This window comes from Halanaerobacter jeridensis (genome assembly GCF_016908315.1).
GTDB lineage: Bacteria > Bacillota > Halanaerobiia > Halobacteroidales > Halobacteroidaceae > Halanaerobacter > Halanaerobacter jeridensis.
Map to the genome: position 1 here is coordinate 214,815 of NZ_JAFBDQ010000004.1, position 15,795 is coordinate 230,609.

15 protein-coding genes and 1 other RNA gene are annotated in these 15,795 nt (G+C 31.6%); 15 read left to right on the forward strand and 1 reads right to left on the reverse strand.

Annotated features, from left to right (window positions below):
• Nucleotides 1-70: 70 nt before the first annotated feature.
• The 4 genes from ccpN to rpoD all read left to right on the forward strand — a co-directional run bounded on the left by ccpN (nt 71) and on the right by rpoD (nt 5,043).
• Nucleotides 71-724 carry a transcriptional regulator CcpN gene (ccpN, locus tag JOC47_RS15890; RefSeq protein WP_204700993.1) on the forward strand — a complete coding sequence of 218 codons (654 nt, stop codon included), beginning with the start codon at nt 71-73 and terminating at the stop codon, nt 722-724.
• 17 nt (nt 725-741) lie between these two features.
• Entirely contained in the window at nt 742-1,551 is an 810-nt protein-coding gene (locus JOC47_RS05420) for a pyruvate, phosphate dikinase/phosphoenolpyruvate synthase regulator (RefSeq protein ID WP_204700995.1), read from the forward strand.
• A 506-nt stretch (nt 1,552-2,057) separates the two neighbouring features.
• Nucleotides 2,058-3,878, forward strand: coding sequence for a DNA primase (gene dnaG / locus JOC47_RS05425; RefSeq protein WP_204700997.1), 1,821 nt, complete (start codon nt 2,058-2,060; stop codon nt 3,876-3,878).
• 1 nt (nt 3,879) lies between these two features.
• On the forward strand, nt 3,880-5,043 hold the full coding sequence (rpoD, locus tag JOC47_RS05430; RefSeq protein WP_204700999.1) for an RNA polymerase sigma factor RpoD: 1,164 nt from the start codon (nt 3,880-3,882) through the stop codon (nt 5,041-5,043).
• A 114-nt stretch (nt 5,044-5,157) separates the two neighbouring features.
• On the opposite strand, the gene JOC47_RS05435 is transcribed toward rpoD, so the two are convergent.
• A complete protein-coding gene (locus JOC47_RS05435; protein WP_204701001.1) occupies nt 5,158-5,901 on the reverse strand; it encodes a PHP domain-containing protein in 744 nt (247 codons plus the stop codon).
• Between the two features lie 227 nt (nt 5,902-6,128).
• Here JOC47_RS05435 and JOC47_RS05440 point away from each other — a divergent pair, with 227 nt between their 5' ends.
• The 11 genes from JOC47_RS05440 (at nt 6,129) to queA (ending at nt 15,769) form a co-directional block, all read left to right on the forward strand.
• Nucleotides 6,129-6,818, forward strand: a complete 690-nt coding sequence (locus JOC47_RS05440; protein ID WP_204701003.1) for a tRNA (adenine(22)-N(1))-methyltransferase — start codon at nt 6,129-6,131, stop codon at nt 6,816-6,818.
• Nucleotides 6,809-7,927, forward strand: a complete 1,119-nt coding sequence (locus JOC47_RS05445) for a Nif3-like dinuclear metal center hexameric protein (RefSeq protein WP_204701005.1) — start codon at nt 6,809-6,811, stop codon at nt 7,925-7,927. The genes JOC47_RS05440 and JOC47_RS05445 overlap by 10 nt, the downstream gene beginning before the upstream one ends.
• A 154-nt stretch (nt 7,928-8,081) precedes the next feature.
• Nucleotides 8,082-8,795, forward strand: coding sequence for a zinc ribbon domain-containing protein (locus tag JOC47_RS05450; RefSeq protein WP_204701007.1), 714 nt, complete (start codon nt 8,082-8,084; stop codon nt 8,793-8,795).
• Nucleotides 8,796-8,871: 76 nt separating this feature from the next.
• Nucleotides 8,872-9,222: RNase P RNA component class A (rnpB, locus tag JOC47_RS05455), an RNA gene on the forward strand.
• A gap of 342 nt (nt 9,223-9,564) precedes the next feature.
• Entirely contained in the window at nt 9,565-10,398 is an 834-nt protein-coding gene (gene pheA / locus JOC47_RS05460; RefSeq protein ID WP_204701009.1) for a prephenate dehydratase, read from the forward strand.
• Between the two features lie 62 nt (nt 10,399-10,460).
• Complete coding sequence (locus JOC47_RS05465; RefSeq protein ID WP_204701010.1) at nt 10,461-11,225, forward strand: YebC/PmpR family DNA-binding transcriptional regulator; 765 nt, start codon at nt 10,461-10,463, stop codon at nt 11,223-11,225.
• 70 nt (nt 11,226-11,295) lie between these two features.
• Nucleotides 11,296-11,862 carry a BofC C-terminal domain-containing protein gene (locus tag JOC47_RS05470; protein WP_204701012.1) on the forward strand — a complete coding sequence of 189 codons (567 nt, stop codon included), beginning with the start codon at nt 11,296-11,298 and terminating at the stop codon, nt 11,860-11,862.
• A gap of 97 nt (nt 11,863-11,959) precedes the next feature.
• Nucleotides 11,960-12,541, forward strand: coding sequence for a Holliday junction branch migration protein RuvA (gene ruvA / locus JOC47_RS05475; protein WP_204701014.1), 582 nt, complete (start codon nt 11,960-11,962; stop codon nt 12,539-12,541).
• Nucleotides 12,542-12,592: 51 nt separating this feature from the next.
• Entirely contained in the window at nt 12,593-13,588 is a 996-nt protein-coding gene (gene ruvB / locus JOC47_RS05480; protein WP_204701075.1) for a Holliday junction branch migration DNA helicase RuvB, read from the forward strand.
• Nucleotides 13,585-14,754: a SpoIID/LytB domain-containing protein gene (locus JOC47_RS05485; RefSeq protein WP_204701016.1), complete on the forward strand. Its 1,170-nt coding sequence runs from the start codon at nt 13,585-13,587 to the stop codon at nt 14,752-14,754. Before ruvB ends, JOC47_RS05485 begins: the two co-directional genes overlap by 4 nt.
• Nucleotides 14,744-15,769 (forward strand): tRNA preQ1(34) S-adenosylmethionine ribosyltransferase-isomerase QueA, encoded by a 1,026-nt coding sequence (gene queA, locus JOC47_RS05490; RefSeq protein ID WP_204701018.1) that lies wholly within the window; start codon nt 14,744-14,746, stop codon nt 15,767-15,769. Before JOC47_RS05485 ends, queA begins: the two co-directional genes overlap by 11 nt.
• The last annotated feature ends 26 nt before the right edge of the window (nt 15,770-15,795 follow it).

Below are 15,795 nucleotides of genomic sequence, written 5' to 3' on the forward strand. Positions count from 1 at the left end.
TTTTAAAGCAACAATTATTTGCTATAATGTATTTGAGTAAGAAGATATGTAAGAGGACAGTAAGAAGGGAGTGAGAAAAATTAATTTAAGTGAAAGACAAAAAAAGATAATTGAAATAGTAAAAGATAATTCTCCAATTTCTAGTAAGGAGATAGCTAAACAATTAGATCTAACACGAGGAGCTTTAAGGTCAGACTTATCGGTGTTGACTATGTCTAATATTTTAGAAGCTAAACCTAAAGTTGGTTATTTTTATTCCGGTAGTGAAGTGAATCTAAAAGATCTTGATGATCTATATAATAAAAAAGTTAATGAAATAAAATCAGTTCCTAATATCATTAAAGAAGAAGAAAGTTCAATTTATGATGCAGTAATAACTTTATTTTTAGAGAATGTTGATTCCTTATTTGTGGTTGATAATAATGAATTTTTATCAGGGGTTGTGTCCCGGAAAGATTTACTTAAAATTACTATTGGAGAAACTGATCTTGAAAATCTGCCGGTTAGTATGGCAATGACTAGAATTCCTCATTTGGTTACAATTAAAGAAGATAGTACTATATTTGAAGCAGCTAAAAAATTAGTAGATTATGAAATAGATGTTTTGCCAGTAGTAGAAGAAGCTGAAGATGATTCAGGGAGAGGGAGTAAATTCAAGATAATTGGTAAAATAAATAAGACAAATATAACTAGAGCATTTGTTGATTTTAAATTGGATATTTAGAGAGGAGTTGGGTGAAAGTGGAGACAGATAATTTGAGTATATTTGTACTTTCTGATTATACTGGAAAAACAGCAGAAACGGTAATTGATTCTGTAATAGTGCAATTTGAAATAGAAAATGTTGAGATCAGAAGATTTGCTGATATAGTAGATATAGAACAATTAGAAGATATAATTAATCAAGCAAAAGAAGCAGGAGCAATAATAGCTTATACTTTAGTATCGCCTGAATTATGTGATTATTTGGAAAAAGAAACATCGATGTTCGATATCCCTACTATTGATATTTTAGAGCCCTTTTTAACTCGTTTTTCTAAAATATTAGAGCAGCAGCCGCAATTAGAAGTAGGTCTAAGCTATAAGATTAGTCATGATGCTTTTCAGAAGATGAATTGTATAGATTATAGTATGCGCTGTGATGAAGGTCAAGATATTAATAAATTAAAAGAAGCAGATATTATTTTATTAGGAGTATCTCGAACATCTAAAACCCCATTAAGCATGTACTTATCAAACTATAATTATAAAGTGGCTAATTTGTCTTTATCTCCTGAGGTTAAATTACCTCAAGAAATATATGAAATTCCTGCTGAAAAGATAATCGGATTAACAATTGAAGCAGAAAGTTTACATAAAATAAGAAAGAAGAGATTAAAAGTGATGGAATTTAAAGCAGTTAGTAATTATACTGATTTGGATAGAATTAAAAAAGAACTGAATTATGCTCAACAGGTAATGGATGAATTAGATTGTGAAATTATTGATGTAACAGACACTGCTATCGAAGAAATTGCAGCTCAAATTTTAAATAAAAAAAATAAAACTTAAAAAAATTAAATTTTAAGTTGATTTTTAAATTATTTCATATTATAATTTAAGAGGTGGATTAGGGAAGAACTTATCTCAATACTAACATATTAACATAATTTGATTTAAATGCAGGAATTTGATTAATAGTCAAGAACTACTATAATAGTAATCAAAATTATAGTATAAAACTAAATTATTAAGATTACTCAAAAACCGGCAAATATTTGTCGGTTTTTTTAATCCTAAATAGGGTTAATTTTTAGTTTTGATTAAATTTAAATTTAATAAAGGATTTTTTTCTATAGTGTTGTAGTTATAATATAGCAGGAGAGTATAGAGATAATATTTTTGTAATTTTACTGAGGTGGTTAATTTTTTTTCATTTATAACAGGAATTTGTTATAATTTGTCGACAAAATTAAGGCTATGTAAGCAGAAAAATTGGTGTATATCTATTATAATTTTTTGGAATGATTATATAGAAGATAATTATTAAGCAATAGCTGATTAAAGGGTGAACTATTTTGAGTCAGTTATACAATGAAGACTTTATAGAGAAGGTAAGATTTAGTAATGATATTATTGATGTAGTCTCTGAATATACTAATTTGAAAAAAAGTGGCAAGAGTTATAAAGGATTATGTCCATTTCATGATGAGCGAACTCCTTCATTTAATGTTAGTCCTGAGCAACAGTTATATTACTGTTTTGGTTGTGGAGTAGGAGGTAACATTTTTAATTTCATCATGGAAATAGAAGGACTGACTTTTACTGAAGCAGTAGAATTTTTAGCTGAGCGAGCTAATATTGAATTGCCTGAGCAAAATAATTCGCAGGCACGACAGCGTAAAGTTAGTCAGCGTAAAAAGTTACTTAAGATTCATAAATTAGCTACTCAATTTTATAATTATTTGCTTTTGAAGTCTGATTTAGGGCAAGAAGCATATAATTATTTATTAGAGCGTGGTTTTGATAAAGAAACAATTGAAAAATTCCAATTAGGTTTTGCGCCTAATAGATGGCAGGGGTTATATAATTTCTTAAGTGATAAAGGTTATTCTGATCAATTATTAGTTAAATCAGGTTTGATTTTACCAAGGAAAAATAGTGATGGCTATTATGACCGCTTTCGTAATCGGGTTATGTTTACGATTTTTGACCATCGTCATCAAGCTATTGGTTTTGGGGGACGAGTATTAAGTAATGAAGAACAGCCTAAATATTTGAATTCTCCTGAAACTCCATTATTTGATAAAAGCAAGAATTTATATGGTTTAAATTGGGCTAAACAGGAAATGCGCAAAACTGATGAAGTAATTATTACTGAAGGATATACTGATGTGATTACGGCTTCTGAATTTGGAATTGAGAATGTGGTTGCTTCTTTAGGAACATCTTTAACTAGTCAACAAGCCAAAATATTAAATCGCTATGTAGAGCGAGTTTATATTGCTTATGATGCAGATGCAGCAGGAGCAAAAGCTACACTGCGTGGCTTAGATATTTTAAAAAAAGAAGGGCTAGATGTCAAAGTTATCAGTTTGGGTCATGAGCAAGACCCTGATGAATATATTAAAACTGAAGGTAAAGAAGTATTTTTGCAGACAAAAGATAATGCGACTTCTCTGATCCAATTTAAGATTAATCAGGTTTTAAAGGATAAAGATTTATCTAATGTTGATGAAAGGGTAAATGTAGTGCAAGATTTATTGCCAATTTTAAATGCTATTGATGATGGAGTTGAAAGAGATGAGTATTTGAAACAAGTAGCTGAAAAATTGCAAATTAGACTTGAAGTTTTACGAAGTGAGCTAAATAAATTTGAAAAATCAGAGCATCAGGATAGAAAAAGCTCACAAAGGAATAATAATAATAATTTAAAAAATAGTATTGAATTGAATGACCCTAAAAAAGATGGATATCAAAATGCAGTTAATGGGTTGTTGAAATTGATGTTGAACAATACGCGGTTGGTTAAAAAAGTTCAAAATGAATTAGAAAAAAGTGATTTTGTTGAAGAAGACCACCGACAGTTATTTACAACTATTTGTAAGTTGTATCAAGAAGAAGAAACAATAGAAATCAATGAGTTATTTAATAGATTAAATGCTGAATCTTCACAAAAGCTTTTAACTAAGTTGGCTGTGCAAGGAGACGAGTTTGATTCTAGTGTAAATCTAGATAAAATTTTAATAGATTATATAAAGAAAATAAAGGGGTATCAATCAGGAATGAAGAAAGAAGATTTAGAAGCTAAAATCAAGCAAGCAGAGCAAGAAGAAAATTATCAAGAATTAAAGCAATTATTAGAACAATATCAAGATTTGCTTAGGAAGGAGGATTAATATGGCTAAAGCAGCTGTGCAAGATAAAGTGAAAGAATTATTGTCTACTGGGCGAGAAAAAGGACAAATTAGTGAGAGTCAAATTAAGGATACTCTATCTGATATAGATGCTGATAGTGGTAATTTAGATCAGATCTATAAAGTTTTTGATAATGAAGGGATTGAAGTAGTTGATGAAGAGGGGGGTAAGCGAAGTTCTGCCTCGAATAAGAAAAGTTCTACCTCGAAAAAGACTTCTAAGAGTAAAAGTCATTCTAGTGCTGATAAAGATGAAGAAGAATTGGATGATATGGACTTAGATGATACTGATTTAGATTTAAGTGTTCCAGATGGTGTTGGAATTGATGATCCTGTAAAGATGTATTTAAAAGAGATAGGAAAAGTCCCATTATTAACTAAAGAAGAAGAACAAGAGTTAGGTAAAAGAATGGAAGAAGGGGATGAATCGGCTAAGCAGGAATTAGCAGCTGCCAATCTGCGTTTAGTCGTAAGTATTGCAAAAAAATATGTGGGTCGTGGCATGTTGTTTTTAGATCTAATCCAAGAAGGAAATCTAGGTTTAATTAAAGCAGTAGAAAAGTTTGATTATACTAAAGGATATAAATTTAGTACCTATGCTACTTGGTGGATTAGACAAGCTATTACACGTTCTATTGCTGATCAGGCAAGAACAATTAGAGTACCAGTGCATATGGTAGAGACAATTAATAAGTTGATTAGAGTAACTAGACATTTAGTCCAAGAATTAGGTAGAGAACCAACAGTTGATGAAATTGCAGATGAAATGGATATGGATCCTGATAAAGTAAGAGAGGTTAAAAAGATTGCTCAGGAACCAGTATCATTAGAAACTCCAATTGGAGAAGAAGAAGATAGTTATTTAGGTGACTTTATTGAAGATGAGGATGCACCTTCTCCATCAGCAGCAGCTTCATTTATGCTTTTACAAGATCAATTAGATGATGTATTAGATAGTTTAACAGATAGAGAAAAAAGAGTATTAGAATTAAGATTTGGTGTAGAAGATGGCCGTTCTAGAACTTTAGAAGAAGTTGGTAAAGAATTTGGCGTTACTAGAGAAAGAATTAGACAGATTGAAGCTAAAGCTTTGAGAAAATTAAGACATCCAAGCCGTAGCAAAAAGCTAAAAGATTATTTAGATTAATGCTTCTTAGTATGGAGCCATTTGTTTTTTTATAACTGTTTTTATAATTTAATAACAATGAAAACAGATAAGCTCCATCTATTGTTAAAATGTAGATGGAGTTTTATTTTTTATTTAATTAGTTTGAAAGATATATTCAATTCTTTTGCTAATTAGTGGTATGATAGAATATAGATTGTGAAGTATAGTTTTAAGTGGTGTAGTATTGAAGAATTTTTTCTCTTGCCCTTCATAAAAAGAAATAAGGCTTTGTTTTATATGAGCATCACTGCCAAAAGTAGCATATTTTTGATTCTGTTTCCGTGTTTTTTTAGCTTTTTTATTTCTCTTCTGCGGCATAGAATGGTTATAAGTTTCAATAGCATCTACTGTTTGGATTATTTCTTCAATATAGTCTTTATTGCGAAGATAGTTTTTTTGTGCTATACCAGTAATATGAGGGATAGAAATAAAGGAATTGTATTTAGCAGCATGCTTTAAAAAGTGTTCATGATTTTGCTTGGTCCTTGTAATATCATAATCCATTTTAAATGGCTTTACATATTTTTTATAAAAGTCTTTTAATTCTCTTTGAGTTCTAAAGTAAATTAGGAGTTCAAAACCATCGCTACATCCTACTTCTATACCGGGAATAATATTAAGGTTAGATTCTTCAGCTAACTGAATATTACTCTTGATTGCATTATGGTCTGTTACAGAGATCAAATGAGATGTATTTGCAAATAATTTTTTTATTAATTGTGGTTTAATAAAACCATCTGACGCTGTAGTATGAATATGGAGGTCGATGTAATTTTCAGATAATTTACCGTCTAGTTTTTCTTTGAAAAAGGGAGCTAATTTCTTTTTTTCTAGCATAATTTATTACCTCCTCAGATGATTAACTTACTTAAATTATATAACAGTAAAATTATATTGCAAGTAAATTATATAATTTAAGGATTAATAATAAATTATAATTAGATTAAAAAAAGGTTAAAATTTTTTATTAATTAAAGGAATTCCCTTGATATTAAGTGGTGAAATTATATATAATATACTAGTAGTGGCTAAAAAAAGTAATTATTAGTAATGAGGTAATGTTTATGAATTTATCAGCTCGTTTAAAAAAAATTATAGAAATTTTAGATTTGCCAACCACAGTTGCTGATATTGGAACGGACCATGCTTATATTCCTATTTATTTAGCTCAAAATAGTGAGTGTTCAGCAATAATAGCTAGTGATGCTAAAAAACAACCCTATCAAGTTGCTGTGGAACATGTGCAAAGAGCAGAAGTATCAAAAAGAGTGGAGATAAGGTTAGGTTCTGGTCTTTCAGTTTTAAAGGAAGAAGAAGTTGAAACTGTGATTATTGCTGGAATGGGCGGTCCAACTATTAAAGAGATTATTGCAACTGATTATAAATTAGCTCAACAATTAGAACAAATAGTTTTACAACCAATGGCAGGAGCTGCTTCGCTCCGTAAATGGTTGGTGGATAATAGATTTAAGATTACTGATGAAAAATTAGTAAGGGGCCAGAAAGCTGAAAAAATATATCAGGTGTTGAGAGTTGAGCCTGGAATTATGGATATTGATGATGATTTTTTATTAGAATTGGGCCCTAAATTAATAGAAAATAGAGAAGAATTATTGGTGGAGTATCTAGATGAGTTAAAAGAAAATTGGAAAAATATAATGGATAAAATAGCTATTAATGCTCCCCAGCATGAAAAGATTAACGAATTAGAACATAAAATTGATCGTTTAGAGGAGGTAAAAGAATGGCTGTAAATTTGCAAGAAATTAGTAGTTTGATAACTAAATTAGCACCGAAGAAATTAGCCGCTGATTGGGATAATGTAGGCTTGCAGCTAGGGGCTTATAATCAAGAAGTATCTAAAGTTTTAGTAGCTTTAGATGTTAATCAAGATGTTATAGAAGAAGCTATAGAAAAAGACATAGATTTAATAGTATCCCATCACCCCTTTATTTTTAGTGAATTAAAGGCGGTTCGATTTGATACTGCTATAGGAAACTTAATTCAAAACGCGATTAAAAATGAGATTGCTATTTATTCTGCTCATACTAATTATGATATTGCTTCTGGTGGATTAAATGATTTTTTAGCAGATAAATTAGGGTTAAAAAACACGTCGCCTTTGCAAGTAACTACTACAGAAGAATTGAAAAAGATTGTAGTTTTTGTACCGCAAGATTCATTAGATGAAGTGAGAAAGGCACTGGGAGAATTAGGAGCAGGTTGTTTAGGTAATTATAGTCATTGTTCTTTTTATCAGTCTGGGACTGGTACTTTTAAACCTTTGCATGGTTCTAAGCCGTATAAAGGAGAAGTAGGACAAGTAAATCAAGTAGAAGAATATCGCTTAGAGACTATAGTGAAAGCAGATGATGTAAATAGTGTAATTAATAAGTTAGAGCAAGTACATCCTTATGAAGAGGTTGCTTATGATATATATGCTGTTGAAAATCAAGGAAAAAAAATAGGTTTAGGTCGGATTGGTTATTTAGACCAGCAAGAGAATCTTAATGATTATTTAGCTCAACTTAAAGCTGAATTAGATTTAGAAAATGTTAAATTTGTTGGTAATTCAGATGAAGGAATTAATAAAGTAGCTTTATGTAGTGGTAGTGGTGCAGATTTTATTAAGACTGCAGCTGGGCAAGGAGCAGATTTATATATTACTGGTGATGTAAAATATCATGAAGCACAATTAGCTGAAGAATTAGGGTTGAATTTAATTGATGCTGGGCATTATGGTACTGAGAAAATTATGCGTGAAGGGATGACAGATTATTTACAAGAGCAGATAACTACTGATAATTTGGATGTAGAAATTATAAAATCTAAAATTAATACAAATCCGTTTCAAGTAAAGTAGGCCTTAAAGTTCATTTTTGGCCTACTTTTTTCTATTCTTAAAAAATATATTTGATTTAAGAATAGCTATTAGGTGGTTAATTTTTGGATTTAAATATTTTTAAGCTTAATCCTGGTCACTGAAAAATGAGAGCTAAAATAAAAGGGGGAATTTGATGTCAACTACGGAATTGTTATATCAATTACAACAATTAGATGAGAAGAAAAAAGAGTTAAAGGAAGAATTGAAGGATGAAAATTTTGCTAGTCAAAAAGATAAGATTGCAGTAGAAATAGAAAAACTAGAAAAAGCTATTAAAGGGGAAAAAGAGGAACTAGCAGAATTAAAAGAAGAAATGAAGGAGTTAGAATTTAGTAGTTCGCGTTTGGCTCGTGATGAAGAAAGTTATGAAGAACAATTATATAGTGGAGAAACTTCAAATCCTAAAGAACTAAATCAAATTCAAGAAAAATTAAATAAGACACAAGAACATAAAGAAGAAATTGAAGAAGAAACTTTAGATTTAATGATGAAAATTGAAAATAAAGAAAGTAAAATTGAAAAATTAACTCAAAAGAGAAATGAAAGGCAAGAGAACTTAGAAGAATTAAAAGAAGAACACCAGAGACAACAAAAAGAAATTAAGGCAGAACTAAATAAAATTCCCCAAGAAAAAGATGCTATTAAAGAAAAACTAAGTTCAGAAGCAATTAAAACATATAATAAGCTATATGATCTAAAACACGGCAAAGCAGTAGCTAAATTAAAAGATAATTATTGTTTAGGTTGTCGCATGACTTTACCTCTTAATGTGATCAAGAAGGTTAAATATAGTAATGAACTAATAACTTGTGACAACTGTGGTCGAATTCTATATTATGAAGAGTAGAGTAGTTAGATGCTAAATAATTATTGACAAGTGAATATTAAATTGTTATAATTAATTCTGCAATTTAATACGGTCATTAGTAGGTCGGATAATCGCAAGCAGTTTCTGCTTGAGGAAAGTCCGGGCTCCATAGAGTAGGATGCTGGATAACGTCCAGCCGGAGGAATCCGCGGGCTAGTGCCACAGAAAGGATACCGCCAATTTAGTTGGTAAGGGTGAAAGGGTGCGGTAAAAGCGCACCGGAGTTTTGGTGACAAAACTAGCATGGTAAACCCCATCCGGAGCAAGGCGAAATAGGGGAAGGGCAAGAGTTACTCGCTCGACTTCCCGGGTAAAGCTGCTAAAACTAATAAGTGATTATTAGTTTAGATGGATGATTATCACTCGCAAGGGCATACAGAACCCGGCTTATAGACCTACTAATGTTTCCGATGAAGACATCCATTTTGGATGTCTTTTATTTTTAATTTATAATAATTATCTATAAATAAAATGTCCACTGGGGAGTGGACAAAAGAAAAATAAATTCATTTTAAAATATTTATATCCGATTGTATTAATAAGATTAAAATTAAGAAGAGGATAAAAGGGTCATTAATGTTGTCTTCTTCTTCACCATTATCTGTTGTGATTCGTGTAAAAGGGTTAAAAATTTTCATAAGCTATCCTCCTTTGTAGGGGTGATTTTATTCTATTCCCTTTATATAAGATATGAAGGTTAGTAATAATATGTTAAATATAAAATGATTAGTGATAAGGAGTGAGAAGAGTGAGTAGGGTAGGATATTTAGGACCTAAAGGAACTTTTACTGAAATGGCTGCTGAAGAGTATCGAGGTACAGTAGCTGAATATATTCCCTATTGTGATATTAAAGTATTAGTTAAAGCAGTAGTAGACGAAAAAATTGATAGAGCAGTAGTTCCAATAGAAAATTCATTACAAGGAGCAGTAACTTTAACTCTAGATTTATTATTGAAGTATGATTTAAAAATAGTGGATGAGGTAATTATTCCGATTACCCATAGTTTATTAGCCGCTGATGTAGTTACCGACTTAGATGATTTAGACCATGTTGTATCACATCCTCAAGCTTTAGCTCAATGTAGAGCTTTTATTGATGAACATCTTAATTGTAATGTCCATACTGCTGATAGTACGGCTGATGCAATTAAAAGAGTAGCTAAGGCAGGGCCAAACTGGGCAGCAATTGGTAATTATCACGCTGCAGATTATTATGATTTGTCAGTGCTGAGAAATGATATTCAAGATAATGAAGAAAATTGGACTCGCTTTGTTGTCTTAGCTAAAGAAGATAGTCCGCAGACTGGTGATGATAAAACATCAATTATTTGTTCTCCTCGTGATGATCATCCTGGAGCTTTATATGAAATTTTAAAAGAGTTTGCTCAGCGAGAAATTAATTTAACTAGAATTGAATCACGTCCGGCGCGGAAAATGATTGGTGATTATATTTTCTTTATTGATTTTGAAGGGCATCGGAGCGAAGAAAATATTCAACTAGCTTTATCTAATGTAGAGGAAATAGTGGCTTGGATCAAATTATTAGGTTCTTATCCTCAAGCTGAAATTCAAGCAGATTGAAAATTTAGTTTTAATATGATAAAATTTTAGTGTTCTGAATATAGTAAAAGGAGGCGATTATTATGGCTGGACATTCTAAATGGCATAATATTAAACATAAAAAGAAGAAAGAAGATAGAAAACGGGCTAAATTATTTTCAAAATTGGTAAAAAAGATTACAGTTGCTGCTCGTGAAGGTGGCGGAGATCCAGAGAAAAATAGTGATCTTGACTTAGCAATTCAAAAGGCGAAGGACGCTAATATGCCCAAAGATAATATTGAGCGGGCTATTAAAAGAGGTACTGGTGATTTAGAGGGTGTAGATTATGAAAAAATAGTTTATGAAGGATATGCCCCTGAAGGAGTAGCTTTATACTTAGAATTAATGAGTGATAATCGTAATCGATCTGCTTCTGAAATGCGCCATCTTTTATCAGAACATGGTGGTAATTTAGGAGAAGACGGTTGTGTATCATGGATGTTTGAGAGAAAAGGACAATTAATTATTGATCGTAATGAGTTTGAGATTGATGAAGATGCACTAATGCTTGATGCAATTGAAGCAGGTGCAGAAGACATTAATGTTAAAGAAGAAGAGGTGGAGATCTTAACTGAAACATCAGATTTACAGGAAGTAAGAAGAAACATGGAAGATAAAGGATATAAATTTGACTCAGGGGATTTAGCTATGATTCCAGATAATGAAATTACTTTAGATGATCCTGATGCTGCTCGACGAGTCTTAGAAACTATCGAAGAGTTAGAAGACCATGATGATGTACAAGATGTGTACGCTAATTATAATATTCCTGATGAAGTATATGAAGAAATAGAAGATGAGATTTAACTTATAAATCTTGCCCCCCTATTTTATAAAAAAAGTTAAGTTGGGTATGCTAAAATAGGGGGATGTTCTATTGAAATTAAAGCAGAGTATTATTTTAGGGATATTATTGATTATAGTAGTAGCGATAATCAGTTATCAAATTTTAGATAGCCCGGTGCAAAATGAAGAGCAAGAAGATTTAGATTCTAAGTTGAAGAACGAATTAAATCAAAATAGTTATTTATCAGATTTAATAATAGAAGAGAGTAATAAATTAAAAGAACAAGAAAGTTCTTTTAATTTTATGAAAAAACCTCTATTAAATTTTGCTAATATAGAAAAAGAGCAAAAGTTCAAATTGAATTATCCTCATTTGGAATTGAAATTTAAAACTAAGGAGAAGTTAGCTCAACCAGATAATAGTGGTTTTAAAACAATTGATTTTAATACCGGGGATATGTTTTTGGGGATCAAAGATGGGTATGTTGCGCTTTATAGAGGGGATGTTTTAGGTGAACAAGAATTATTAAAGAAAACTGATATTTTGCTTAAGGATTTAGTACAAGAAGATATTAAAAGATTACAAACAGGAATTGAAATTGAAAATAGAAAAGAATTATTGAGTATTATAGAAGGATTTTCGAGTGCTAAAAATTAAATAATAATATAAGGACAATTAATTGTTTCTATTTAAACAGTCGCATGGTGACTGTTTTTTCTTTTTAGTGATTACTTAACTGTGAGGAGTGACGGGTATGATTTCTTATTTAAATGGAGAACTAATCAGAAAAGATTTAGAATTTATAGTAATTAATGTTGATGGAGTCGGTTATAAAGTTTTTACTCCAGGTAGTGTTCAATCTAACTTGCCGCGAGTAGGAGAGCAAGTTGAATTGCATACTTATACCTATGTTCGTGAAGATGCAATTAGATTATACGGTTTTTCTAACTTAGATGAGCTAGAGCTATTTGAAAAGTTATTAGGTGTTTCTAAAATTGGCCCAAAATCTGCTATGAGTACTTTATCTACAATGAGTGTTAGAAATTTCAAACAAGCTTTAATTAATGGAGAAACGAAAACTTTGCAGCAGATTAAAGGTGTAGGTAAGAAGACAGCTAAAAGGTTAATATTAGAGTTGCAAGAAAAAGTAGAGGTTGATAAAATAGTAGATAATGATAGAAGTATTGATGAAAGCAAAGCTAAAGATGCCATTCAGGGATTAGTGAATTTGGGTTATCAAAAGACTCAAGCGCGCAAAGCTGTAGAGAAAATTCTGCAAGAAGATTCTGATTTGGCAGTAGAAGATATAATTAGAGAAGGATTAAGCATTATATAAAAGATAGATTATGAATGTGGATAATAAATTTAGGAGAGGATAAAAATGAGCATGGAAGAGCGGTTTGTTTCCCCCAGTCAGCAGCAGGAGGATATGGATTATAGTTTAAGACCACAGAGTTTAGGTCAATATATTGGTCAGCAGAAGATAAAAGAAAACTTAAAAATATTTATTGAAGCAGCTAAAGGTCGGGGTGAAGCATTAGATCATGTTCTCTTATCAGGTCCACCAGGATTGGGTAAAACTACATTAGCTAATATTATTGCTAATGAAATGGGAGTTGATATTAAGACTACTTCAGGACCTGCGATTGAAAAGCCAGGTGATTTAGCTGCGATTTTAACTAAGTTAAAACCTAATGATGTACTATTTGTAGATGAGATTCACCGCTTGAATCGAGTTATTGAAGAGACTATGTATCCTGCTATGGAGGATTTTGCTTTAGATATAGTGATTGGTAATGGTCCTAATGCTCGTTCAGTGCGTTTGGATTTGCCTGAATTTACTTTAATTGGAGCAACAACGAAAGCAGGGAATTTGACTTCTCCTCTGCGTGATAGATTTGGTGTGATTAGTCGTTTACAATTTTATACTAATGATGAATTAGCTAAAATTGTTAAGCGAGCTGCTAAAGTATTAGAAGTAGGGATTCAAGAAACAGGAGCTTATGAAATTGCTCGTCGTTCTCGGGGTACACCGCGAGTAGCAAATAGATTTTTAAAGAGAGTCCGAGATTTTGCCCAGGTTAAAGGTGAAGGAATTATTACTGAAGAAATAGCTAAAAAATCTTTAGCTAAATTAGAAGTTGATGAACTAGGCTTAGATAGAATTGATCGCAAGATTTTAGAAACTATTGTTGAGAACTATGATGGAGGACCAGTTGGCTTATCAACTATAGCTGCTGCAGTTAATGAAGAAGAAGATACTATTTCTGATGTTTATGAGCCTTATTTGCTGCAAATAGGTTATTTAGATCGCACACCACGTGGCAGACGAGTTACCAAACTTGCCTACCAACACTTAGGAATTGAGGTGCCAGAAGAGTGAATAACTTAACTGGGTTTAAAGAGTTTATTATTAAATCTGGATTAGTATTTATTTTAGTTTCTATAATTTTGACTGCAAGTATTGCTGTGATTCAGGCTGAAGATAAAATTATAAAAGTAGGTTTGATTAATGAGACTAAAAGTATTACACTAAAGGCTGATGAAGGAATAAAAATAAAGACTAGTGATGGTTATAGTTTTAGTTTAACTAATGTAACTCATTTTCAGTTTGAAAAGACAGGTCAATTTATACGCATTAATAACTATTACTTTGCTTCTGATTATATTTTGATTACTCCTTTAGGAGCAGAAATGTTAAATATTAATTCTAGAGACTATAAAGGTACAATGCAACTAATTAACAAGAAGCAAACTATAACAGTTGTTAATAAAGTTAAGATGGCTGATTATTTAGCTAGTGTGATAGGTAGTGAGATAGATCCAAAATGGCCGGAAGCAGCTTTGAGAGCCCAGGCAGTTGTAGCCCGAACATATGCGTTGAGAAATTTAAATTCTTATCTTAGTCAAGGATATCATCTTTCTAATACAATTTATTCTCAAGTTTATAAAGGGCACCGTGTTACAACCCCAAAAGTTTATCAAGCTGTGAAGGATACAGCTGGACAAGTTTTAACTTATAGAGGTGAGTTAATTTCTGCTGTATATCATTCTAATGCGGGTGGTAAAACAGCCCAAGGGGCAGTGATTTGGGGTGGAGAGACTCCTTATTTGCAAAGTGTTGATTCTAAAGACTATGATGCTCCTAATTATCAGTGGCAGAAAAAATATAGTCGAGAAGAATTAAAGAAAATTTTAAGCTCTAAGGGAATAAAAATAAGTAAAATTGATAGAATAGGCTTACAGGGGCTTGGCCCTTCAGGTAGAGCGGAAAAGGTAGTCATTAATGATGGTCAGCAGGAAGTAAGTGTTGATAGTTCTAAGTTTAGATTTTGGCTAAATTTGCGCAGTACTAAATTTTCTATGGAAAGATATGAGCAAGGGTATGTATTTATAGGTAAGGGATGGGGTCATGGAGTAGGAATGAGTCAATGGGGAGCCTATCAAATGGCCAAAGAAGGGTCTACTTACCAAGAAATTTTGCATCATTATTATCAAAATACTAAATTAGTAAAAAAAGATGTTGGAGGAATTGATAATGAAGGTTGAAGAATTTGATTTTGATTTACCAGAAGAGCTAATTGCTCAAAAACCGGCTGAACCAAGAGATGAGTCCAATTTGTTAGTAGTAAAGAAGGATCAGGGAGTACTGGAAGATAAAGTTTTTAAAGAGATAGTTGATTATTTCAATCCTGGTGATACTTTAGTTAGAAATAATACTAAAGTGATTCCGGCTCGTTTATTTGGCCAGAAAAAGGAAACAGGTGGGAAAGTTGAAGTATTATTGTTAAATCAGAAGGAATTAGATACTTGGGAGGTATTAGTTAAAGCTAATGGTAAAGTAAAAGTGGATACTACTATTGTATTTGCTGATGGTCGATTAGAGGCTGAAGTTAAAGATCTAACTGATTTTGGAGGGCGAGTTGTAGAGTTTGAGTATGAAGGTGTATTTGAAGAAATTTTAGATGAATTAGGTAATATGCCTCTGCCACCTTATATTACTCGTGAATTAGATGAACCTGATAAATATCAGACAGTCTACGCTGAGAAACGAGGGGCAGCAGCAGCTCCTACAGCCGGGTTACACTTTACTGATCGATTATTAAATAAGTTAAAAGAAAAAGGAGTTAATATTGTTGATATTACTCTTCATGTAGGTTTAGGTACTTTTAGACCAGTGCGAGTAGAAAAGATTGAGGAACATGATATGCATTCTGAGTATTATGAAGTATCTGCAGAAGCAGCTGAAATAATTAATCAAACTAAAGAAGAAGGAAATAAAATTTTTGCAGTGGGAACTACTACTACTAGAACCCTAGAAACAGTAGCAGATGAAGATGGTTATGTCAAGGCTGATAAGGGATGGACAGATATTTTTATTTATCCCGGTTATGAATTTAAGAATATTGATGCTTTAATTACTAATTTTCATTTACCAGAATCTACTTTAATAATGTTAGTGAGTGCTTTTGCTGGTAAGGAAGAGACGATGAAGGCTTATCAACATGCTGTAGCAGAAGAATATAGATTTTATAGTTTTGGGGATGGAATGCTGTTAATTTAAGATTAAAAAGAGTAATTATTGATCAG